The organism is Methylobacterium aerolatum (assembly GCF_022179085.1).
Lineage (GTDB): Bacteria > Pseudomonadota > Alphaproteobacteria > Rhizobiales > Beijerinckiaceae > Methylobacterium > Methylobacterium aerolatum.
Genome location: NZ_BPQE01000017.1, coordinates 151,892 through 173,178 on the forward strand (window position 1 = coordinate 151,892; position 21,287 = coordinate 173,178).

22 protein-coding genes are annotated in these 21,287 nt (G+C 70.6%); 18 read left to right on the forward strand and 4 right to left on the reverse strand.

The annotated features are described in order from the left end of the window. Positions 1-91: 91 nt before the first annotated feature. Together hisS and MFF06_RS12605 are read right to left on the reverse strand one after the other, a co-directional pair. A complete protein-coding gene (hisS, locus tag MFF06_RS12600; protein ID WP_238204271.1) occupies positions 92-1,639 on the reverse strand; it encodes a histidine--tRNA ligase in 1,548 nt (515 codons plus the stop codon). A 139-nt stretch (positions 1,640-1,778) separates the two neighbouring features. Next, positions 1,779-2,282, reverse strand: coding sequence for a DUF3429 domain-containing protein (locus tag MFF06_RS12605; protein WP_238204273.1), 504 nt, complete (start codon positions 2,280-2,282; stop codon positions 1,779-1,781). A gap of 357 nt (positions 2,283-2,639) precedes the next feature. Between MFF06_RS12605 and rho the strand changes: the two genes are divergently transcribed. The 11 genes from rho to MFF06_RS12660 all read left to right on the forward strand — a co-directional run bounded on the left by rho (position 2,640) and on the right by MFF06_RS12660 (position 13,782). Next, positions 2,640-3,983, forward strand: coding sequence for a transcription termination factor Rho (gene rho, locus MFF06_RS12610; RefSeq protein WP_238204275.1), 1,344 nt, complete (start codon positions 2,640-2,642; stop codon positions 3,981-3,983). Positions 3,984-4,075: 92 nt separating this feature from the next. Next, positions 4,076-4,684 (forward strand): PAS domain-containing protein, encoded by a 609-nt coding sequence (locus tag MFF06_RS12615; RefSeq protein ID WP_238204277.1) that lies wholly within the window; start codon positions 4,076-4,078, stop codon positions 4,682-4,684. 191 nt (positions 4,685-4,875) lie between these two features. Beyond that, positions 4,876-5,487 carry a Maf family protein gene (locus MFF06_RS12620; RefSeq protein ID WP_238204279.1) on the forward strand — a complete coding sequence of 204 codons (612 nt, stop codon included), beginning with the start codon at positions 4,876-4,878 and terminating at the stop codon, positions 5,485-5,487. Positions 5,488-5,627: 140 nt separating this feature from the next. Beyond that, entirely contained in the window at positions 5,628-6,599 is a 972-nt protein-coding gene (locus MFF06_RS12625) for a cation diffusion facilitator family transporter (RefSeq protein ID WP_238204281.1), read from the forward strand. Next, on the forward strand, positions 6,596-7,426 hold the full coding sequence (locus MFF06_RS12630) for a shikimate dehydrogenase (RefSeq protein ID WP_238204283.1): 831 nt from the start codon (positions 6,596-6,598) through the stop codon (positions 7,424-7,426). The genes MFF06_RS12625 and MFF06_RS12630 overlap by 4 nt, the downstream gene beginning before the upstream one ends. Then, positions 7,423-8,019, forward strand: a complete 597-nt coding sequence (gene coaE / locus MFF06_RS12635; protein WP_283207269.1) for a dephospho-CoA kinase — start codon at positions 7,423-7,425, stop codon at positions 8,017-8,019. Before MFF06_RS12630 ends, coaE begins: the two co-directional genes overlap by 4 nt. Before the next feature lie 259 nt (positions 8,020-8,278). After that, a complete protein-coding gene (dnaQ, locus tag MFF06_RS12640) occupies positions 8,279-8,995 on the forward strand; it encodes a DNA polymerase III subunit epsilon (protein ID WP_238204286.1) in 717 nt (238 codons plus the stop codon). A gap of 91 nt (positions 8,996-9,086) precedes the next feature. After that, positions 9,087-9,506, forward strand: coding sequence for a ribbon-helix-helix domain-containing protein (locus MFF06_RS12645; protein ID WP_238204288.1), 420 nt, complete (start codon positions 9,087-9,089; stop codon positions 9,504-9,506). Positions 9,507-9,532: 26 nt separating this feature from the next. Beyond that, entirely contained in the window at positions 9,533-10,747 is a 1,215-nt protein-coding gene (locus tag MFF06_RS12650; RefSeq protein WP_238204290.1) for an extracellular catalytic domain type 1 short-chain-length polyhydroxyalkanoate depolymerase, read from the forward strand. Positions 10,748-10,976: 229 nt separating this feature from the next. Then, entirely contained in the window at positions 10,977-11,861 is an 885-nt protein-coding gene (locus MFF06_RS12655) for a TIGR01459 family HAD-type hydrolase (protein ID WP_238204292.1), read from the forward strand. Positions 11,862-12,150: 289 nt separating this feature from the next. After that, positions 12,151-13,782 carry a putative bifunctional diguanylate cyclase/phosphodiesterase gene (locus MFF06_RS12660; RefSeq protein WP_238204294.1) on the forward strand — a complete coding sequence of 544 codons (1,632 nt, stop codon included), beginning with the start codon at positions 12,151-12,153 and terminating at the stop codon, positions 13,780-13,782. Between the two features lie 66 nt (positions 13,783-13,848). Here the strand turns inward: MFF06_RS12660 and MFF06_RS12665 are convergent, their stop codons facing one another. Beyond that, on the reverse strand, positions 13,849-14,142 hold the full coding sequence (locus MFF06_RS12665; protein WP_238204295.1) for a hypothetical protein: 294 nt from the start codon (positions 14,140-14,142) through the stop codon (positions 13,849-13,851). A 249-nt stretch (positions 14,143-14,391) separates the two neighbouring features. Here MFF06_RS12665 and MFF06_RS22670 point away from each other — a divergent pair, with 249 nt between their 5' ends. From MFF06_RS22670 to prfB, 7 genes are all read left to right on the forward strand, one after another. Then, a complete protein-coding gene (locus MFF06_RS22670; protein WP_283207270.1) occupies positions 14,392-14,520 on the forward strand; it encodes a hypothetical protein in 129 nt (42 codons plus the stop codon). Positions 14,521-14,675: 155 nt separating this feature from the next. Next, positions 14,676-15,284 carry an aminoacyl-tRNA hydrolase gene (gene pth / locus MFF06_RS12670; RefSeq protein ID WP_238204297.1) on the forward strand — a complete coding sequence of 203 codons (609 nt, stop codon included), beginning with the start codon at positions 14,676-14,678 and terminating at the stop codon, positions 15,282-15,284. A gap of 47 nt (positions 15,285-15,331) precedes the next feature. Then, on the forward strand, positions 15,332-15,568 hold the full coding sequence (locus MFF06_RS12675; RefSeq protein WP_238204299.1) for a hypothetical protein: 237 nt from the start codon (positions 15,332-15,334) through the stop codon (positions 15,566-15,568). A gap of 1 nt (position 15,569) precedes the next feature. Beyond that, positions 15,570-16,007 (forward strand): PIN domain-containing protein, encoded by a 438-nt coding sequence (locus MFF06_RS12680; protein WP_238204302.1) that lies wholly within the window; start codon positions 15,570-15,572, stop codon positions 16,005-16,007. An 8-nt stretch (positions 16,008-16,015) separates the two neighbouring features. Then, positions 16,016-17,113: a redox-regulated ATPase YchF gene (gene ychF / locus MFF06_RS12685; protein WP_238204312.1), complete on the forward strand. Its 1,098-nt coding sequence runs from the start codon at positions 16,016-16,018 to the stop codon at positions 17,111-17,113. 24 nt (positions 17,114-17,137) lie between these two features. Further along, the gene (locus MFF06_RS12690) at positions 17,138-18,133 is read left to right on the forward strand and encodes a MaoC/PaaZ C-terminal domain-containing protein (RefSeq protein WP_238204314.1); all 996 of its coding nucleotides are present in this window, start codon (positions 17,138-17,140) and stop codon (positions 18,131-18,133) included. A gap of 433 nt (positions 18,134-18,566) precedes the next feature. Continuing rightward, a protein-coding gene (prfB, locus tag MFF06_RS12695; RefSeq protein WP_238204316.1) for a peptide chain release factor 2 occupies positions 18,567-19,695 on the forward strand; the annotation gives its coding sequence in 2 pieces (ribosomal slippage) (positions 18,567-18,635 and positions 18,637-19,695; 1,128 coding nt in all). Between the two features lie 111 nt (positions 19,696-19,806). Here the strand turns inward: prfB and MFF06_RS12700 are convergent. After that, positions 19,807-21,249 (reverse strand): lipopolysaccharide biosynthesis protein, encoded by a 1,443-nt coding sequence (locus tag MFF06_RS12700; protein ID WP_238204318.1) that lies wholly within the window; start codon positions 21,247-21,249, stop codon positions 19,807-19,809. Positions 21,250-21,287: the final 38 nt, after the last annotated feature.

The window sequence follows — 21,287 nt, forward strand, 5'->3', positions numbered from 1 at the left end:
CAGTGTCGCAAACCAGGGACACGCCACATCCGCGAACGTCCCGCTGCCCTGAATCGCTTCGCTTCGCTCGCGATGACGGCGCGGGCCAGCCTCACTCCCCCGCGTGCGAAAAATGCCGCGCGAGCACCGCCTTCACCTGGGCCACCATGTCCAGCTCCGGACAGGAGAACTGGGCCGGGCGGGCGGCCTTCCACTCGGCGTTGCTCGCGATGCCCTCGGCGGCGCGGGCGCCCTCGATCAGGTCCTTGATCTGGACCTCGCCCGCCAGGCGCTCGTTCGAGCCCTGGATGACGGCGACCGGCGCCTTGCGGCGGTCGGCGTATTTCATCTGGGCCTTCATGCCGGCGGTGCCGAGATAGAGCTCGGCCTTGATCCCGTCCGCCCGCAGCAGGGTCACGAGGCGCTGGTAGTCCGCCATGTTCTCGCGGTCGAGGACGAGGACCACCACCGGGCCGGGGGCTTCCGCGCCGGCGAGGAGCGGGCTTTTGGTGAGCTGCAGCGCCGAGAACAGGCGCGACACGCCGATGGAGAAGCCCGTCGCCGGGACCGGCTCGGACCGGAAGCGCCCGACGAGCCCGTCGTAGCGCCCGCCGCCCGCCACGGAGCCGAAGCGGACGGTCTGGCCGTCCTCGTTGGTGACGGGGAAGGTCAGCTCGGCCTCGTAGACTGGGCCGGTGTAGTATTCGAGGCCGCGCACCACGCTCGGATCGGCGCGGATGACGTCGTGGCCGTACCCCGCCGCGCCGCAGAGGCGCATCATGGCGTGCAATTCGGCAATGCCCTCGCGCCCGGTCTCGGACGCGCCCACCGCCGCGTGCCAGCCCTCGAAGAAGCGCTCCCAGAAGGCGACGCGGTCGGCGCCCTCGCCCGGATCGGCCTGGAGGCCGACATAGGCGAGGATGCGCTCGGCCGCCGCCTCGTCGAGCCCGGCGCCCTTGGTGAAGTCGCCGCTCTCGTCCTTCCGGCCCGGGCCGAGGAGGGCGCGGACGCCATCGACGCCGAGGCGGTCGAGCTTGTCGATGGCGCGCAGCACGGTGAGGCGCTGGGCGGCCTTGTCCGCCCCCGCAAGGCCCGCCGCCTCCATCACGCCGTCGAGCACCTTGCGGTTGTTGACCTTCACCACGAACCGCCCGGCGAGGCCGAGGCGGTTCAGGGTGTCGGCCATCAGCATGCAGACCTCGGCATCCGCCGCCACGGTCGGCGCGCCGACGATGTCCGCGTCGAACTGCATGAACTGGCGGAAGCGGCCGGGCCCCGGCTTCTCGTTGCGGAAGACGTAGCCGGCGCGGAAGCTGCGGTAGGGCTTGGGCAGGGAATCGAAGTGCTCGGCCACGAACCGCGCGAGCGGGGCGGTCAGGTCGTAGCGGAGCGACAGCCACGCTTCGTCGTCGTCCTGGAAGGAGAAGACGCCGGCATTCGGCCGGTCGAGGTCGGGCAGGAACTTGCCGAGCGACTCGGTGTACTCGACGAAGGGCGTCTCCAGCGCCTCGAAGCCGTAGAGCTCGAAGCTCTGGCGGATCGTCTCCAGCATCCGGTGCTGCGCCGCGATCTCCCCGGCGCGCCGGTCGATGAAGCCGCGGGGCAGGCGGGGCTTCAGGGTCTCGGGTCGGCTCTCGGCCCGGTTCTCGGCCTTCGACATGACGGCAATCGTTTTCTGTTCGCGGGCGTCCCCTCGGGAGGCGGCCGCATCCGGGGGGGCGACCCGGCCGGATCGCCCTCGCCGGGCTGTAACGCAGCGTATCGGGAGGCGGCAAGCCGAGGGGCCGGGGAGGGCGGCCTCAGTAGGGGGCGTTGAGCTTGATCCAGAGCAGCACGGCGAGGCTCACGATCGCCAGCGGCATCTGAATCGGGCGCAGCCTCGCATGGGCCAGGGGGACGCCCCCGGTCCGCGCCTGGAGAGGATCGAGGACGGCGACCAGCAGATAGCCGAGGATCAGCATCGCGAGGCTCGGCACCGCCTTGCCCATCGCCGCCGCCAGCAGGCTGCCGAGGCCGAGGCCGTACAGCACAAGCATCGTCACCAACTGCGACAGGCGCGGGCCGCCCTCCGTGCGGAAGCTGACGCCCCGGTGGACGCCCGCCAGGAAACACAGGATCGAGGCCGCGTAGAACTGGGTGGCGAGGGCCACGAGGTAGTCGAGGGGCTGTCCCTGGAGCCACCACGCCGTCGCGGCGCCCGCCACGATGGGCAGCATCGGCCCGAAGCCGAACACGAGGTCGAGCCAGGGAATCCGGCGCGGTTCGTGGGCCAGGATCGTGCGGCCGGTGGCATCGTCTCGCATGAACGGAATCTCGGTTGCGCTGCGGCGCGGTGAACGGGACGGGCAACGGGCCTGCCTTGCCCCGGTTCCACCCGCGCTCCGAGCGGTCCAACCCCCGGACGGCGTTGAGAGACCCCGGGCGGGTCAGTTTTCGGGATCCCCTTGAGCCCGTCGGCGAAACGCTGTATGGAACATGGGCCCGCCCCACAAGGTCCGCGCCGCAGCGCGCCCGTGGGCTGCCAGGGTCCTGCCAAACGGTTCGCCAACAGTCGATGTTCGGGCTCCGCACCGCGGCCCAGCCCGCCCTCCGGCGCCCCTCCCCGGGAGCTTGGCGCGAAACCGACCTCCCCATCCCGCCCTCGTCGGTCAGAATACTCCATGACGCCAGACTCCGACGCCCTCGCCGACCTCGAGACCGTTGAGCCGACCGAGGTCACCGTGGCCGCCCTCGCGGGAATGCGCGAGGTCAAGCTCTCCGACCTCAAGGCCAAGACGCCCACCGACCTCATCGCCTTCGCGGAGGAGGTCGAGGTCGAGAACGCCTCGACCATGCGCAAGCAGGAGTTGATGTTCGCCATCCTGAAGCAGCTCGCTTCCAAGGAGGTGGAGATCATCGGCGCCGGCACCGTCGAGGTGCTGCAGGACGGCTTCGGCTTCCTGCGCTCAAACGATTCGAACTACCTGCCGGGTCCGGACGACATCTACATCTCGCCGACCCAGATCCGCCGCTTCGGCCTGCGGACCGGCGACACCGTCGAGGGGCCGATCCGCGGCCCGAAGGACGGCGAGCGCTACTTCGCGCTCCTGAAGGTCAACACGATCAATTTCGAGAACCCGGAAAAGATCAAGCACAAGGTCCACTTCGACAACCTGACGCCGCTGTTCCCCACGAAGCGGTTCAAGCTGGAGTTGGACAACCCGACCAAGAAGGACTTCAGTCCGCGAATCATCGACATCGTGGCGCCGATCGGCAAGGGCCAGCGCGCCCTGATCGTGGCGCCGCCGCGCACGGGTAAGACCGTGCTGATGCAGAACATCGCGCAATCGATCACCCTCAATCACCCCGAATGCTACCTCATCGTGCTGCTCATCGACGAGCGGCCGGAGGAGGTGACCGACATGCAGCGCTCGGTGAAGGGCGAAGTCATCGCCTCGACCTTCGACGAGCCGGCCACCCGCCACGTGCAGGTGGCGGAGATGGTGATCGAGAAGGCCAAGCGCCTCGTCGAGCACGGCCGCGACGTGGTGATTCTCCTCGATTCGATCACCCGGCTCGGCCGCGCCTACAACACCGTGGTGCCGTCCTCCGGCAAGGTGCTCACCGGCGGCGTGGACGCCAACGCCCTCCAGCGGCCGAAGCGCTTCTTCGGCGCCGCCCGCAACATCGAGGAGGGCGGCTCGCTCTCGATCATCGCCACCGCGCTGATCGATACGGGCTCGCGCATGGACGAGGTGATCTTCGAAGAGTTCAAGGGCACCGGCAATTCGGAAATCATTCTGGACCGTAAGGTGTCCGATAAGAGGATCTTCCCCGCGATCGACATTACTCGCTCGGGTACTCGCAAGGAAGAGCTGCTGGTTCCGCCGGATTCCCTCAAGAAGACTTACGTCCTGCGGCGCATCCTCAACCCGATGGGCGTCACGGACGCGATCGAATTCTTGCTGGATAAGCTCCGGCAGACCAAAACGAATTCAGATTTCTTCGATTCGATGAACACCTGATCGCTCGGCCTTTGACTTATGTCCAATGGAAAATGGCGGCGGTCGACTGCATAAGTGATTGACGCCTGGTCTGTCAGGCGCAAGAGCAGTGCATGGCCGCCACCGTCTCCAGTTCGACCTCCGCTCTTGTCGCCGCCGGCGTCGTCGGCGAATGGATGATCGATGCGGTCGACCGGACGGTGACGCTCGACACCGCCGGCGCAAGGTTCATCTACGACAACGAGGAACTCGGGGGCGTGCCGCTCCCGATCCTTGAAGGCGTGGAAGTGGTCCACGAGGACGATCGCGCGGCGGCTCTCTCCCGTTGCTGGAAAATCCTGGCCACGGGTGGTCCAACGCTCTCGGAGGTTCGGGTCACGTCGAAGGGCGGCACCTATCGGTGGGCGGAGTTCCGAGGCTATTTCGCCTGGGATGAACGCGGTCGCATGACGGGCCGCGGTCTCATCTTGGACACCACGGACTATCATCAGCCGACCGCCCATTTCCCTGCCCCTGCCTCACAGCGCGCGGACGATCACGGCCTCGTTCGCGAGGATCCACTGGCCGAGGCGGCAGCATTGGGGATCGAGGTGCGCACCGCCCTTGGCCGCAGCGGTCACGGCGCCTTGCGCCTTGCCGCCGACCTGCTCCTGTTCGAAATCAACACTGCGCTCGCGGCGCGGACCACAGTGAGCGGCAAGCCCGGCCCGACGCGGAAGTAGCGCCTCGTTGACCTTCGGCTAACCGTTTGCTGCCAAGGTGTCTTCAGGGGTCACGTCGCGTATCGACCCCAGCGACAGCCCTGCCGTGCGTAGAGTCGACGGCAGGGCGCGTCGCACGCTTCGCGCGATCGACCGAGCCCGCGCGGCCCGGCCGTTGCAAGATGCCGGCCGGGCGGATACTCCCTCGCGCCATGCATTCGCCCTGGACCGCCGCGGCGCCACTCCTCCTCGCCTCCACCAGCCCGACCCGGCGCCTCCTGCTGGAGAGCGCCGCGTTGCCCGTGGAGACCCACGCCCCCGGCGTCGATGAGCGCGCGGTCGAAGCCGCGGCGGAGGGGCTGTCGCCCGTCGCCCTGGCCGAGGCCCTGGCGCGGGCGAAGGCCGAGGCCGTGGCCCGGCGCCATCCGGACCGGGTGGTGATCGGCGCGGATCAGGTGCTCGCCCTGGGGGCGGAGATCTTCCACAAGCCGGCCGACCTCGACGGGGCGCGGGCGCATCTCGCCCGGCTCGCGGGCCGCACCCACGCCCTCCATTCCGCCGTGGCCCTCGTCCGGGACGGGACGACGGAGGTCTTCGTCGAGACGGCGCGGATGACGATGCGTCCCCTCAATGCGGCGGCCATCGACGCCTATCTCGCCTGCGCCGGGCGTGAGCACGTCTGCACCAGCGTCGGCGGCTACCAACTCGAAGGTCCGGGCATCCACCTGTTCGAGCGGGTCGAGGGCGACCACAGCACGGTGCTGGGCCTGCCCCTGCTGCCGCTCCTGGCCCGCCTGCGCGCCGCTGGCCTGCTCCGGTTCTAGCCCCATAAAGGGTGTCCGGCGGGCGAGCCCTCCGGCCGGTGCAGGGCAGCGCCCTGCCTTCCCAGGGGCCTTGCCCCTGGACCCCACCGAAGGGATGATCCCTTTGGAATCCCGGACCTTGGCCGCAGAGGGTGCGCAGCGTGAGCGGACACAGCCACTCCCACGGGAGCCATCCTCACGGCGGCCATGGCCATGATCACGGTCACGATCACGGTCACGGCGGCCACAACCACGCGCCGAAGCACTTCGGCACCGCCTTCGCCGTGGGCATCGCCCTCAACACGGCCTTCGTCGTGGTGGAGGCAGGCTACGGCTACGCCGCCAACGCCATGTCCCTCGTGGCCGATGCCGGGCACAACCTCTCCGACGTGCTCGGTTTGGTGGCGGCGTGGGTGGCCTCAGTCCTCGTGCGGCGCCAGCGGACGGCGCGGTTCACCTACGGCTATCGCGGCTCCTCGATCCTGGCGGCCCTGTTCAACGCGGTCTTCCTCCTCGTCGCCATGGGGGCGGTGATCTGGGAGGCGGCTGTGCGCCTCGTCCATCCCGAGCCGGTGGCGGGCGTCACGGTGATGGTGGTGGCCGCCATCGGCATCCTCGTGAACGGGTTCACGGCCTGGCTCTTCGCCAGCGGCGCCAAGGGCGACATCAACATCCGCGGCGCCTACCTGCACATGGCGGCCGATGCCGCCGTCTCGGCGGGGGTGGTGGGCGCGGGACTCGTCATCTGGGCGACGGGCCTCGAATGGATCGACCCCGCCGTGAGCCTCGTGGTCGCCGGGCTCGTGGTCTGGGCCACCTGGGGGCTCCTGCGCGACAGCGTGGCCATGTCCCTGGACGCCGTGCCGCCGGACATCTCGCCCCAGGCCGTCGATGGCTTCCTGAGGGAGCGCCCCGGCGTCGCCGCGCTGCACGATCTCCATATCTGGCCGATGAGCACCACCAGCGTCGCCCTCACCGCCCACCTCGTGATGGAGGCCGGCCACCCCGGCAACGCCTTCCTCATCGCCACCGCCGACGGCCTGCGCGACCGGTTCGGCATCGGCCATGCCACCCTGCAGATCGAGGAGGCCGGCGGGCCCGATTGCCGTCTCGCCGGAGCGTGCGGCGCATGATCAGGGCCTTCGTCGTCGGGCATCCCATCGCCCATTCCCGCTCGCCGCTGATCCACGGCCACTGGCTCGCGGAGCACGGCATCGCCGGGTCCTACGAGCGCCTCGACGTGGCGCCGGAGGCCTTCGCGGAGTTCCTGCGCGGCCTGCCAACCTCGGGTTTCGCCGGCGGCAACGTCACCATCCCGCACAAGGAGGCGGCCTTCGCGCTCGCCGACGACGTCACCGAGCGGGCGCGGGCGATCGGCGCCGTCAACACCCTCGTGGTGGGGGAGGGCGGTCGCGTGCGGGGCGACAACACCGACGCGCCCGGCTTCTGCGCCCATCTCGACCAGAGCCTGGGGCCGGATTGGCCGGCGCGGGGCGAGGCGGTGATCCTCGGGGCGGGGGGCGCGGCGCGGGCCCTCGTGGTGGGCCTCGCGGAGCGGGGCGTGGCGCGCATCCGCGTCGCCAACCGCACGCGCGAGCGGGCCGAGGCGGTCGCGGCCCTCGCGCCCGGCGTCGCGGAGGCCCTCGCCTGGGCCGACCTGCCGGCGGCGATGGAGGGGGCGGGCCTCCTCGTGAACACGACCTCCCTCGGCATGAAGGGGCAGCCGCCCCTGACCCTCGACCTCGCGCCCCTCCCGGCGGGGGCGGCGGTGGCGGACATTGTTTACGCGCCGCTGGAAACCGACCTCCTCGCGGCGGCGCGCCGCCGGGGGCTCGCGGCGGTGGACGGGCTCGGGATGCTGCTGCATCAGGCGGTGCCCGGCTTCGCGGCGTGGTTCGGCACCCGGCCCGCGGTGACGGCGGCCCTGCGCGAGACCATCGTCGCGGACCTCGCCCGGTGAGTGGGAAGACACCCTTCGTCCTCGGGCTCACCGGCTCGATCGGCATGGGCAAATCCGCCACGGCGGCGATGTTCCGGGCGCGCGGCGTGCCGGTGCACGATGCCGATGCCGCCGTCCATGCCCTCTACGGGCCGGGCGGCGCGGCGGCCGAGGCCATCGGGCGGGCGTTTCCCGGTGTGCTCGACGCAGACGGCGGGGTCGATCGGACGGCCCTGCGCCACGCCGTGCTCGGCGCGCCGGAGCGGATGGCCGCCCTCGAAGCCCTGGTCCACCCCCTGGTGCGGGCGCAGGCCGACGCCTTCGTCGCCGACCACGCGGGCGCCCCCCTCGTCGTGCTCGACATCCCCCTGCTCTACGAGACCGGCGGCGAGGCCCGCTGCGATGCCGTCGCGGTGGTGAGCGCCCCGGCGGAGACCCAGCGCCAGCGTGTCCTCGCCCGGCCCGGCATGACCGGGGAGACCTTCGCGGCGATCCTCGCCAAGCAGATGCCGGATGCGGAGAAGCGGGCGCGGGCGGATTACGTCATCGACACCGGTCGCGGCTTTGCCGTCGCGGAGGCCGAGGTGGCGCGGATCGTCGAGGCGCTGACCTGAGCGGCGGCCCGGGAGGGCTCCTCCGGCTCCCGCCGTCATCGCGAGCGAAGGCGAAGCGATCGAGAGGCGCGCCACGGCCGGAGACGTGCCGCTGCCCGGGATCGCTTCACTGCGTTCGCGATGACGGTGAGGGTGCGGCTCCCTCGCGGGAGCGAACGCGGCCGGAGCCATTCATGCGGGAGGCCGCGCCCCCGCCCGCTTACTCTCGGGTCCGGAACGGCGTAGGCTCACCGCCCCCGGATCGGCAGGGCCCGACACAATGCTGCGCGAGATCGTCCTCGACACCGAGACCACCGGCACGGACGCCAAGACCGGCGACCGGCTCATCGAGATCGGGGCGGTGGAGCTGTTCAACCACATCCCCACCGGCCGGACCTACCATTGCTACGTCAACCCGGAGCGCGCCGTCTCCGAGGGGGCCTTCGCCGTCCATGGGCTGTCCGACGCGTTCCTGGCGGACAAGCCGGTCTTCAAGGCGGTCGTCGGGGAATTCCTCGACTTCCTGGGGGACGCCCGCCTCGTGATCCACAACGCGCCCTTCGACGTGGGCTTCCTCAACATGGAGTTTGCCCGCCTCGGGGCGGGGGGGCCGAAGCCCATCGCGCTCGACGACGTGGTCGACACCCTGCCCATGGCGCGGCGGAAACACCCCGGCGCGGCCAACAACCTCGATGCCCTCTGCTCCCGCTACGGCATCGACAATTCCCGCCGCACCAAGCACGGCGCCCTCCTCGACGCGCAGATCCTGGCGGAGGTCTATGTCGAGCTGCTCGGCGGCAAGCAGACGAGCCTCGGCCTCCTCGTGGCCGAGGCCGCCGCCCCCGCGGGCGCGGTCCTGCCCGGTGCCGGGGCGGCCGCCGTCCGCACCTATCGCAGCCGCCTGAGCGACGCCGAGCGGGAGCGGCACGACGCGTTCCGGGCGAGCCTCGGGGCGTCCGCCATCTGGGCCGACTACATCCCGGCGCCCGAAGCCTGAGGGCGGGTGCGCGATTTCGCATTGCAATAAATTCTGTTGCAATGCGAAATCGACCCTCTATATGCCATCCATACGGATGGTGGGACGGTCGATGGCGCACAGTCAGGGAATGCCGGTCACGCGGGTGCCGGACAGCGAGAAGATCACGATCAACCTCGGCCACGTGGACCTCGGCTACGTCGATCTCCTCGTGTCGGAGGGTGTCTATGCCAATCGTAGCGACTTCATCCGCACCGCGATCCGCAACCAGATCGACCGCCACGCCGACATCACCCGGCAATCGGTGGTGCGGCGCAGCGTCGAACTCGGCCTGTGCCGGATCGGCCGGGCGGATCTGGAAGCCGCCCGCGCCGAGGGGCGGATGCTCGACATCTCCGTCCTCGGCCTCGCGACGATCGGGGCCGACGTCACCCCCGAACTCGCCCGCGAGACGATCGGTACCCTGACCGTCCTCGGCAGCCTGCAGGCGAGCCCGGCCGTCCGGGCCGCCCTCGCCGACCGCCTCCGCTGACGCCCCCTCCCGAGACGAGGTTCCCCATGTCCGATCACTTCGGCAAGCACGACCCGACGTCCGGCTCCCGGTCGCCCGGCGATCCCCTGGCCGACATGGCCGAGGCCACGCGGCTCACGGGCCTCGGCCGCCTGGAGGAGGCGACCGCCCTCATCCAGCGCAGCCTCCTCGGACGGGGGGCGGCATCGCCCCGCCAGGGTGGCGAGGCGTCTCCGGGCCAGCGCGTCCGCGAGGTGATGGACACGGTGGTGAAAGGCATCGCCCCCGTCCTGAAGGGGCTGGGCCAGCCGTTGCGCGCGCCGCAGGGGGCGCCCCAGCGCGGCGCCACGAGCGGATCTTCCGGCAAGGCGGGCGCCACGGGGAGCGCCGCGGGCGGCGCCTTCCTGGCGCGCACCTATTCCGGCCCCACCGGGGCGCGGGACTACAAGCTGTTCGTGCCCTCCCGCCCGCAGGCGCCCGCCGCCCTGGTGGTCATGCTGCACGGCTGCACCCAGAACCCCGACGACTTCGCCGCCGGCACGGGCATGAACGTCCTGGCGGAACGTGCGGGCCTCTACGTGGCCTATCCCGCCCAGAGCCGGTCGGCCCACCCGCAGAAGTGCTGGAACTGGTACGATCCCGGCGACCAGGGCCGCGAGTCCGGCGAGGCGGCGATCATCGCCGGCATCACCCGGTCGGTCTTGGAGGCGTACCCGGTCGATCCGGCGCAGGTCTACATCGCGGGCATGTCGGCGGGCGGCGCGGCGGCGATGAACATCGCCCACGCCTATCCCGACCTCTACGCGGCGGTGGGCGTGCATTCCGGCCTCGCGGCGGGGTGCGCCCGGGACCTCGGCTCGGCGCTGATGGCGATGCAGGTCGGCGCGCCGGGTTTCGGCACCGGTCCGCATTTCGGCGCGCCGGTTACGCCCAAGCGCATCCCGACCATCGTCTTCCACGGCACCGACGACGGGACGGTGAGCGTGCGCAACGCGGACCAGATCCTCACCCAGGCGGAAGCCTCCGGCCTGACGGCGATCGCGGAATCCGTCGAGGCGACGGCCGGGGGATACCCCTACCAGCGGACGCGCTACGCCGACCGGAACGGCCGGGTCGTCATCGAGGATTGGCGCATCCGGGGCGTCGGCCATGCGTGGTCGGGCGGGCGGCCGGAGGGCAGCTACACCGATTCCGGCGGACCCGACGCCTCGCGGGCGATGCTCGACTTCTTCGCCGAGCACCGCCTCGCCAAGGCGACGTGAGCGCAATCGCCTCCCGCGAGGACAGCCGGAGGGTCTGACCGACGCCGTCCAGGCCCTCCCACGCTCGTTCTCATCCTGATAATCGACCGAGAAACCGACCCATCCCGTCGATTCCCTCATCCTGAGGTGCGGCGAAGCCGCCTCGAAGGAGGGCTCCGCTGCGCTCCGGCGCCTCAGGATGGGGGCGCGAGGGTGAGGGGTGCGGCCTTCTTCGAACCAGAGACCACCGATGACCGCACGCATCCCCACCTTGACCGGATTCTCCGACATCGCCGAGGGCCACGACCTCATCCTCTGCGACGTGTGGGGCGTGCTCCACGACGGGCAGAAGGCCCATGTCGCGGCGGGCGAGGCGCTGATGCGGTTCCGTGCCCTGCCGGGGTCCCGGCGCCGCCGGGTGGTGCTGGTCTCGAACGCGCCCCGGCCGGGGGAGGGCGTGGGCCGGATCCTCGACAGGTTCGGCGTGCCGCGGGAGGCCTACGACGCGATTCTGACCTCCGGCGACCTCACCCGCGGCCTGATCGCCGAACGGCCCGGCGCCCGCATCCGGCACCTCGGCCCCGAGCGGGACCTCGGCATCTTCTCCGGCCTCGACCTCACCCTGGTGCCGGAGGAGGAGGCCGACCTCGTCGTCTGCACCGGCCTGTTCGACGACCGCGCCGAGACGCCCGACGATTATCGCGAAGAATTGAGCCGCCTCGCCCGGCGGGGCGTGCCGATGATCTGCGCCAACCCCGACCTCGTGGTCGAGAGCGGCAATCGCCTGATCCCCTGCGCCGGCCTCCTGGCGGCGGCCTACGAGGATCTCGGGGGCGCGACGATCTACGCGGGCAAGCCGCACCGTCCGGTCTACGAGGCGGCGCTCGCGAAGGCCGCCGCCCTGGACGGCGGCCCCCCGGACGACGGGGCGCGGGTGATCGCGGTGGGCGACGCCATCCGCACGGACATCGCCGGGGCGAGCGGCTTCGGCATCGCGAGCCTCCTCGTGGCCCGGGGCATTCATGCGGAGGAACTCGGCGTCTCGGCCGAGCACCATCGCCTCGGCGATGTGGCCGCGTGGCTGGCCGCCCAGCCCGTCAGGCCGACGGCGGTGATCGAACGCCTGTCGTGGTAGGGTTCCCGCGCGCGGCGGCGAGTCCGAAGAACCGGCCGAATAGGGGCACGGTGAACGTTTTCGAGCCTGAGCAATTATGTTTCGGTCAATCATGACCGTGTCCAAGTCGCCAACCCTAGAATTTATCGGGTGACGTCTTCACCTCGTTTTAGTCTCCGAATGGTCTAACGACTCCCGGTCGCCCATCAGTCCGGCCTGCCCGGGGCAGGACGCGAGGATCGGGTGGCCTGCAAAGCGGGATGGTCGGCGGGATCCCTCCGCGCCGGCCCGGCTTCGGCGGGAGACCGTGATGACCAAGGCGACGATCAAGCAGTGGCAAAAGGGCGAGCTGTACGAGACCCTGTGCCTGCTCCTGATCGGCGCCGGAATCTGGTTCGTCGGGATCGCGCTCGGCTCCTTCGACGTCCTGCACGAGGTGGTGCAGACCTATAGGCTCGGGGAGTTCATGATCCTCGGCGCCTGCATGGGCGTCGCGATCTGCGGCGCGAGCATCCGCAAGTCGATCATCATGCGCCGCCTCATGCTGGAGCGGGACGCCGCCGCCGCCCAGGCCGAGGCGATCGCCCGCCACGACGGGCTGACCGGCCTCGCCAACCGCCGCCGCTTCCTGGAGGAGGTCGAGCGCGTGCGCCTGCTGGCCGGCCCCGAGCTCTCGGCGGTCCTGCTCATCGACCTCGACCGGTTCAAGCCGGTCAACGACCTCTACGGCCATGCGGCGGGCAACGCGGTGCTCTGCGCCGTGGCCGACCGCCTCAACGCCCTCCTGCCCCCCGGCGGCGTCGCCGCCCGCCTCGGCGGCGACGAGTTCGCGCTGCTCGTCCCGCTCTCCCACGGCACGGAGGGCCTGTCCCGCCTCGCGCAGAGCGTGATCGCCTCCATCGCGGCGCCGATCCACTGGAGCCAGAACGAATTGAAGGTCGGGGCGACGGTGGGCGTCGCGGCGGTGACCCGCGACTACGTCGATGCCGACGCCATCCTCCACGCCGCCGACCTCGCCATGTACCAGGGCAAGAAGGAGGGGCGCGGCACCTACCGCTTCTTCCGCAGCGCCATGGACGAGGAACTGCGCGCCCGCGCCCGCCTGGAGGCGGAGCTGCGCACGGCCATCGAATGCGGGGCGATCGAGCCCTTCTACCAGCCCGTGGTCGCGCTGCCGGGGAAGGCCATCGTCGGCGTCGAGGTCCTGGCCCGCTGGCGCCACCCGGAGCGGGGCCTCATTCCCCCGACCGAGTTCATCCCCGTCGCCGAGGAGACGGGCATGATCTCCGAACTGAGCTACAGCCTGATCCGCCGCGCCTGCCTCGATGCCCGCGACTGGCCCGCCCACCTCGTGCTCGCGGTCAACATCGCGCCCCACCAGTTCCAGGACGTGTGGCTGGCCGAGCGGATTCTCGCGATCCTCACCGAGACCGGCTTCCCGCCGGGCCGCCTGGAGGTGGAGATCACCGAGAGCGCGCTGATCCAGGATCTGGAGGCGACCCGCGCGACCCTCACCTCGCTGCAGCGCCTCGGCGTACGCATCGCGCTGGACGATTTCGGCACGGGCTATTCCAGCCTGTACCACCTGCGCGAACTGAAGTTCGACAAGCTCAAGATCGACCGCAGCTACGTGGACGCGATCACCATGAGCGACGAGCGCGCCAAGCTCGTGGACGCCATCATCAAGCTCGGCTCCAGCCTCGGCCTCGCGACGACCGCCGAGGGGATCGAGACGGATGCCAGCGTGGATTGGCTCTCCGATCAGGGCTGCGATTACGGCCAGGGCTACCTGTTCGGCCGGGCCATGCCCAAGTCGGAGATGGACGTGATCCTGGCGGAGATCGGGGCGGAGGCCCCCCTCCGCGACGGACCGGTGCGGGAGATCGACATCGCCCGGCTCGATCTCGCGGACAGCTCCATCGCCCTCGCCCGCGCCTCCTGAGCCGGGGCGCGACCTCTCCCCTGCCGCGCCCTGCCGCCCGAAGACGGGGGTGGCGCGGCGGGACGATCAGTGCGCCTCGCTCACCCGCTGGGTGGCCTTCTGCTCCTTCTTGTAGGCGGTGATCGCCGAGGCGCAGTCGGAGGACAGGTTCTTCATGTTGGCGCGGAAGCACGCTTCGACCTCGGGCCCGCCCGGCGCGTAGGCGCTGCAATGCTCCATGTAGTCGCCGGTGCAGGCCCGCTTCAGGGCCTCCCGCGCGGGCGACTGCTCGGCCAGCGCGGCCGCGGGGACCAGGCCGAGGGCGAGGGCCAGAACGGCCGCCTTGGGTGCGGTCGGCGTGGACGCCTTGGACTTCGACATTGAACTTCCCTTCTCTCCGTCGCCGCCGGGGCCGGACCCCTTGCGACGGGCGACCGGATGGACCCCGAGGATGGCGTGATCGTGGCGCGGGGCTCGGGCGGAAAATACGCAGCGCCATGCGCCGGCCGCCGGTGAGGAAGCGTGGCGATTGTCACCGGATCGTCACCCTCGCCCCACAGTCATGCCGGGTTTCAGGCTCACTCTGCCGGATGTGCCCGCTTCCGGGCCGCACCGTCGCGGAGCTTGCCCGTGTTCAAGACCGTCCTCGCGCTCCTCACCGTCCTGGCCGTCGTGGCCATCGGCGGCTTGGTGAAGCTGCCGCTGCTGCCGTTCCGCTTCGCCCGCGGCCTCCTGCGCCGACCGTCCGCCGCCGCCTGACGGGCGAACGGGGCCCTTCGGCGGGGACCGGTGCGGGCTGCGGCCTGTCGGCCCGTCCGGCGATCTGCTATGGCCGGGCCTTTCCCGCCGCGCGCTGGCTCGTTGCCTGAGTGCCCATAGGAGGACGGGGCGCCCCTGGGACGCTCCGGGACAGGATGCGTCTGATCGTCGGCCTCGGAAATCCGGGCCCCCGTTATGCCGCCAACCGGCACAATATCGGCTTCCTCGCCATCGACGAGATCGCCCGCGTCCACCGGGCGGCCCCGTTCCGGCGGCGCTTCCAAGGGGAGGCGGCGGAGGTGACGCTCGGGCTCGAACGCGCCATCCTCCTGAAGCCACAGACCTTCATGAACGAGTCCGGCCGCGCCGTCGCGGAGGCGCAGCGCTTCTACAAGATCGCGCTGGCCGACGTGATCGTGCTCCACGACGAGCTCGACCTGCCCCCCGCCAAGCTCCGGGTGAAGCTCGGCGGCGGCAATGCCGGGCACAACGGCCTGCGCTCCATCACCGCCCAGTGCGGGAACGAGTATCGCCGGGTCCGCCTCGGCATCGGCCATCCCGGCGACAAGGCGCTGGTGCATGCCTACGTGCTCAACGATTTCGGCAAGGCCGAGATGCCGTGGGTCGAGGACCTGTGCCGGGCGGTCGCCGACCACGCCGCCGTGCTGGCCGCCGGCGAGGATGCGAGCTTCCAGAATAAGGTCCACCTCGCCATGGCCGGGCGCGGCTGGGATGAGGTGAAGACGCTCGGTGCCAAAAATTGACTCGTGTCGGCGGGGGCACGATATCGTGGGCGGCGGAGCCTGAAACGATGCAGACCATCACCGTGAGCTTGGACGACGTGGTGCTTCAGCGCGCGCAGGAGGATGCGGCCCGCGAGGGAAAAAGCCTGTCGGAATTCATCGCCAAGACGGTCGAGCAGCGCGTCGGGCGTCCGGTGCTTTCTCAAAGGGAGGCGATGGAGCGGTTTCTCGCCGGCCCGCCGCTGCACGTCCTTGATGAGAACGGGAAGGCCCCGACCCGTGATCAGATCTATGAGGCCGACTGAGTTGGTCTTTGTCGATACGAACGTCTTCCTGTACGCCCGAGACGATCGCGAACCTTCAAAACAAGCTGCCGCGGTGCGCTGGCTTTCCGTGCTGGCAAACCGGGGCATCTTGGTCGTGAGCCCCCAAGTGCTCGGCGAGTTCCTCCACGTCACGCTCAGGGGAAAGTTGCCGATTACGGCGGATGAGGCCCGGCGGGCCACTCTCGCGTTCGAGACCTACTCGCAAGGCGCCGTCGATCTTGAATTGATCCGCATCGCGTGGTCACTCCGGCAGGAGACTGCCTACCAATGGTGGGATTGCGCCATCCTTGGAGCGGCGGTCCGCGCCGGGTGCCGGTACCTGCTGACCGAGGACCTTCAGCGCGGTCGCACGCTTCACGGCATCACGATCCTCAACCCCTTCACTGTCGGCCCTGAAGCCGTCGGCGCAGATCACTAGGACACGTCATGGGCTTCAAATGCGGCATCGTCGGCCTGCCGAACGTCGGCAAGTCGACCCTCTTCAACGCGCTGACGCAGACGGCGGCGGCGCAGGCGGCGAACTATCCGTTCTGCACCATCGAGCCCAACGTCGGCGAGGTGGCGGTGCCGGATCCGCGCCTGGATGACCTCGCCCGCATCGCCTCCTCCAAGGAGATCATCCCGACGCGGCTGACCTTCGTGGACATCGCCGGGCTGGTGCGCGGCGCCTCGAAGGGGGAGGGGCTCGGCAACCAGTTCCTCGCCAACATCCGCGAGGTCGATGCCATCGCCCACGTGGTGCGCTGCTTCGAGGACGGCGACGTGACCCATGTCGAGGGCAAGGTCGATCCGGCCGCCGACATCGAGACCATCGAGACCGAGCTGATGCTCGCCGACCTCGACAGCCTGGAGCGCCGGGCGGTGGCCCTGGAGAAGAAGGCCAAGGGGTCCGACAAGGAGGCCAAGGAGGCGCTGGACCTCGTCAACCGCGCCCTGCCGCTCCTGCGCGACGGCAAGCCCGCCCGCCTCGTGGAGCGCAAGCCCGAGGAGGAGCGCCTGTTCCAGTCGCTCGGCCTGATGACCGCCAAGCCCGTGCTCTACGTCTGCAACGTGGACGAGGGCGACGCCGACCAGGGCAACGCCCACTCGCAGGCGGTCTTCGCCCGCGCCAAGGCGGAGGGCGCCGTGGCGGTGGTGGTCTCGGCCAAGATCGAGAGCGAGATCGCGGTGATGCCGCAGGCCGACCAGGCCGAGTTCCTGGAGGCGGTGGGACTCACCGAGCCGGGCCTCAACCGGGTGATCCGCGCGGGCTACGACCTCCTCGGCCTCGTCACCTACTTCACCGTCGGCCCGAAGGAGGCCCGGGCCTGGACCATCACCAAGGGCACCCGCGCGCCGGGCGCGGCCGGGGTAATCCACTCGGATTTCGAGAAGGGCTTCATCCGCGCCGAGACCATCGCCTTCAAGGACTACACGACGCTCAACGGCGAGGCCGGGGCGCGGGACGCGGGGAAACTCAGGCTTGAGGGCAAGGATTACGTGGTGCAGGACGGCGACGTGCTGCATTTCCGCTTCGCCAACTGACGATCCATCCAGCCCGGAGACCCAATGCCGGACCTCGCCCTTGAGGACTTCTCGGTCGGTGACGTCCTGACCGGCGAGCCGGTGACGGTGACCCGCGACGCGATCGTCACCTTCGCCAAAGCCTTCGACTTCCAGCCCTTCCATACCGACGAGGCGGCGGCGGGGGCGACCTTCGCCGGGCGGCTCATCGCGTCGGGCTGGCACACGGCCTCCCTCGGGATGCGTCTGCTTCAGGCGGGGCCGTTCCGGGGCGGGTCGTCGCTCGGGGCGCCGGGCATCGACGAGCTGCGCTGGCTCGCCCCCGTCCTGCCGGGCGACAGCCTGTGCGTGCGTCTCACGATCACGAGCCTACGCGATTCCGCTTCGAAGCCCGGCCTCGGATTCGTCGGTACCACGTTGGCGCTGGAGAACGGCCGCGGCGAGACGGTGATGACCCAGCGCTTCACCTTCATGCTCGCCCGCCGGGGCACCGACCCCCTGCCGCCGCGCCCCGTCACCATCGGCGCGCCGCAGCCGCTGCCCGAGCCCGACGACGCCGAGATCCTGCCCTTCCTGGGGCAGGCGGAGATCGGCCTCACCCGGCAGCTCGGGCCTTACAGCTTCGATGCGGAGGCCATCGTCGCCTTCGCGCGGGCCTACGATCCGCAAGCATTCCACCTCGACGACGCGGCGGCGAGGCGGACGCATTTCGGCGGCCTCTGCGCCTCGGGCTGGCACACCGCCTCGGCCTACATGAACCGCCTGCTCACCACCCGCGCCCGGGACCGGGCCTTCACCGCCGCCCGGGGACCGGTGCCGGAGATGGGCCCCTCGCCCGGCTTCTCGAACATGCGCTGGATCCGGCCGGTCTATGCCGGCGACACGATCCGCTTCGCCACGCGGCTCACCGACAAGCGGGCTTCCGCCTCGCGCCCCGGCTGGGGCCTCGCCTTCGCCCGCAACACGGGCGTGAACCAGAGCGACGAACCGGTCTTCGCCTTCGACAGCACCGTGTTCATGCAGTGGGGGCCGGCGGCGTAGCGCCCGCCGTCGCGCCGGAGCCGGGCCGGCCAAGGCCGCGCTTCCCTCGAAAGCCTGCCGACCGCGTGCGAAGATTTTCCTGTGATCGTGCGGAAACGCCAGGGTGGTCCAGCCCCATGCCCGGTGAGCCGCCGGGTGCCTGCGGGCGACGGCATCGCTCGATCACTGAAGGAGCACGACGATGATGTGGTTCGTACCACGCATCCGCGTGTGTGTGATGGTCCGCCGAGTGCGGAAGACCAGCTGGAACCTGATCCTCCGCGTCGAGCTCGGCTAGCTTCACACGGGCAGGGCGGCCGAGAGGCCGCCCTGCCGCTCCCTCAAGATCGCGCTCCCGCGCCGGCCCGTCAAGATCGCCGAGTCACGCCCATTTACACCGCCGGGCACCGCCGGTATCACCCCGGCCCTGACGTTCCTCTCTTCGAAACACCAGATGCGCGCCGAGATCGAGCAAGCCTCGGATGCCGCCAAGCAGTCGATAGGACTGCTGAGGAGGCATCTTTGACTGGGATACAGTCGATAAACGCCTCGCGGAGCTGAACGCCCGCTCCGAGGACCCCGACCTCTGGAACGATGCCGAGGCCGCGCAGAAGGTGATGCGCGAGCGCCAGCAGCTCGATGAATCCGTCGCGGCCATCCGCAAGCTCGAGCGCGACCTCGAGGACGGGGCGACCCTGATCGAACTCGGCGAACTGGAGGGCGACACCGCCTCCATCACCGAGGGCGAGCAGCAGATCCTCGCCGTCGAGAAGGAGGCCGCGAGCCGCCAAGTCGAGACGCTGCTCTCCGGCGAGGCCGACGGGTTCGACACCTATGTCGAAGTCCATGCCGGCGCGGGCGGCACCGAAAGCCAGGATTGGGCCAACATGCTCCAGCGCATGTATGGCCGCTGGGCGGAGCGGCGGAAGTTCAAGGTCGACATCGTCGAGTGGACCGACGGCGAAGAGGCCGGGATCAAGGGCGCTACGCTTCTGATCAAGGGCCACAACGCCTATGGCTGGCTCAAGACCGAGTCCGGCGTGCATCGCCTCGTGCGCATCTCGCCCTACGATTCCAACGCCCGCCGGCACACCAGCTTCGCCAGCGTCTGGGTCTATCCGGTGATCGACGACCGGATCGAGATCGAGATCAAGGAATCCGATTGCCGGATCGACACCTACCGGTCGTCCGGCGCGGGCGGCCAGCACGTCAACACCACCGATTCGGCGGTGCGCATCACGCACAACCCGACGGGAATCGTGGTGGCGTGCCAGCAGGAGCGGTCGCAGCACAAGAACCGGGCGACCGCCTGGAACATGCTCCGCGCCCGCCTCTACGAGGCCGAGCTGAAGAAGCGCGAGGAGAAGGCGAACGCGGAAGCCGCGGCCAAGACCGATATCGGCTGGGGCCACCAGATCCGCTCCTACGTCCTCCAGCCGTACCAGCTCGTGAAGGACCTGCGCACCGGCACCCAGTCCACCGACCCGGACGAGGTGCTCGACGGCGACCTCGACCCGTTCATGGAGGCATCCCTCGCCCAGCGGGTCTACGGCGGCGGCGAGGCGGTCGAGGACATCGATTAGGTTTCGGCCCGCCGTGATCGCGCGGGGAGATGAAGCCATCCAGGGCGGCGGGCCGTCTTCAGGACACCCGCCTCTCCGGATGGCTTGGCAGGCGCTCGCGAGGACGGAACGCTACTCCGCCGCCACCGCCCGCGAGGGCCGCAGCCGGGTCATGACCTGCCCGCGCAGACCGGCGATGTCGAAGATCCAGACCAGCGCGCCGTAGAGCCCCATCCCCGCCGGCACCAGCACCGCCAGGGCCGTGCCGGGGGGCAGGGCGCGGAAGGGGGCGAGGGCGAGGCCCATGGCGGCGCAGGCCAGCGCCGCCGCGCCGATCTGCCCCCAGGGGAAGACCAGCCGCTCGGACCCCGTGAGCACCCGCCAGCCGAGCCACAGGCAGCCGCCGGCCAGGCCGAGCGTCTGGGCGAGCGCCACGCCGATCCCCCCGAAGGCCCGGGGCAGGACGAGGAGGCCGAGGCCGTTGAGCACCAGCGCCACCAGCGCGGCGACGATCACCGGGCCGGTCCGGCGGCGGATCTGGAACCCGGGGCTCACAGCGTAGACCATCATCGCGAAGGCGAAGAGGCCCGGCATCAGCGCGAGGCTGTAGGTCTCGAAGGGGCCGCGATAGGCCTCCGGCACCACGACGGCCTGGAGGGCCGGGAGCACCGCCCAGAACCCCACGGCGCAGGGCGCCAGCAGGGCGAAAACCGTGGCCGCGTTGCCCGCCACCTGCGCCTCCGCCGCCGCCCGGCCCCGGTGCTCCTCGGCATGGACGGCGATCTGGAACAGGAGGAGGTCGAGGGCCATGCCCAGCGTCGTCAGCACCCGCGAGGTTACGTCGGCGGCCAGCGCGAAGTAGCCGGCCTCCTCGAAGCCGGCATGGCTCGCCACCGCCCCCCGGTTCACGAAGGACAGGAACTGGTAGGCGGCATTGGCCGCGATCAGCGGCAGGCCGTAGCGGGCGAAGGTGCCCCAGGTCGTGGACATCCGCGCCCGCTCGACGGCGGCGGCGGGGTCGCGCAGGGGAGACCAGAGCACGACCACGGCGAGGAACTGGCTCAGCCCCGCCGCCGCCAGCACCCATGCGGGCTGCGGCAGGAACCACGCCGCCCCGGCCATGAGCACGAGGGCGAGGGCGTTCTTCACCGCCACGAGGCCGAGGTACAGCCGCCCGTCGAAGCGGGCGCGGGCGAGGGCGGCGTGATAGTCGAACACGCCGATGCCGAGCGCCGCGAGGCCGGTGCCGCACAGGACCGCCTCGCGCCCGTCCGCCCCCTCGCCGAGGCCCAGGCCCCCGCAGACGGCGGCGGCGGCGGCGAGCAGCAGGCCGAGGCGGAGATAGGCGCGGTCGAGCCCGTGGCGGATCCAGGGTTCGTCGGTCCGCACCCGGCCGGAATAGAAGCGCGTCGCCGAAAGGCGCAGCCACTCGAACAGCAGGGTGTTGAGGACGATGGCCCCCGTCGTCGCCAGGGCGAAGCGGCCGAAATCGGCCGGGCCGAGCAGCTTGGCGATCAGCAGGCCGAGGACGAAGTTCAGGCCCGCGTTGAGGACGAAGGCGGCGATCACGGCCATGGCGGAACGCTCGTGCGGGGCGACGCCCCCGCCTGCGG

Coding starts and splice junctions, on each gene's coding strand:
- hisS (WP_238204271.1), bottom strand. CDS start 1,639: ATGTCGAAGGCCGAGAACCGGGCCGAGAGCCGACCCGAGACCCTGAAG.
- MFF06_RS12605 (WP_238204273.1), bottom strand. CDS start 2,282: ATGCGAGACGATGCCACCGGCCGCACGATCCTGGCCCACGAACCGCGC.
- rho (WP_238204275.1), top strand. CDS start 2,640: ATGACGCCAGACTCCGACGCCCTCGCCGACCTCGAGACCGTTGAGCCG.
- MFF06_RS12615 (WP_238204277.1), top strand. CDS start 4,076: ATGGCCGCCACCGTCTCCAGTTCGACCTCCGCTCTTGTCGCCGCCGGC.
- MFF06_RS12620 (WP_238204279.1), top strand. CDS start 4,876: ATGCATTCGCCCTGGACCGCCGCGGCGCCACTCCTCCTCGCCTCCACC.
- MFF06_RS12630 (WP_238204283.1), top strand. CDS start 6,596: ATGATCAGGGCCTTCGTCGTCGGGCATCCCATCGCCCATTCCCGCTCG.
- dnaQ (WP_238204286.1), top strand. CDS start 8,279: ATGCTGCGCGAGATCGTCCTCGACACCGAGACCACCGGCACGGACGCC.
- MFF06_RS12645 (WP_238204288.1), top strand. CDS start 9,087: ATGGCGCACAGTCAGGGAATGCCGGTCACGCGGGTGCCGGACAGCGAG.
- MFF06_RS12650 (WP_238204290.1), top strand. CDS start 9,533: ATGTCCGATCACTTCGGCAAGCACGACCCGACGTCCGGCTCCCGGTCG.
- MFF06_RS12655 (WP_238204292.1), top strand. CDS start 10,977: ATGACCGCACGCATCCCCACCTTGACCGGATTCTCCGACATCGCCGAG.
- MFF06_RS12660 (WP_238204294.1), top strand. CDS start 12,151: ATGACCAAGGCGACGATCAAGCAGTGGCAAAAGGGCGAGCTGTACGAG.
- MFF06_RS12665 (WP_238204295.1), bottom strand. CDS start 14,142: ATGTCGAAGTCCAAGGCGTCCACGCCGACCGCACCCAAGGCGGCCGTT.
- pth (WP_238204297.1), top strand. CDS start 14,676: ATGCGTCTGATCGTCGGCCTCGGAAATCCGGGCCCCCGTTATGCCGCC.
- MFF06_RS12675 (WP_238204299.1), top strand. CDS start 15,332: ATGCAGACCATCACCGTGAGCTTGGACGACGTGGTGCTTCAGCGCGCG.
- ychF (WP_238204312.1), top strand. CDS start 16,016: ATGGGCTTCAAATGCGGCATCGTCGGCCTGCCGAACGTCGGCAAGTCG.
- MFF06_RS12690 (WP_238204314.1), top strand. CDS start 17,138: ATGCCGGACCTCGCCCTTGAGGACTTCTCGGTCGGTGACGTCCTGACC.
- MFF06_RS12700 (WP_238204318.1), bottom strand. CDS start 21,249: ATGGCCGTGATCGCCGCCTTCGTCCTCAACGCGGGCCTGAACTTCGTC.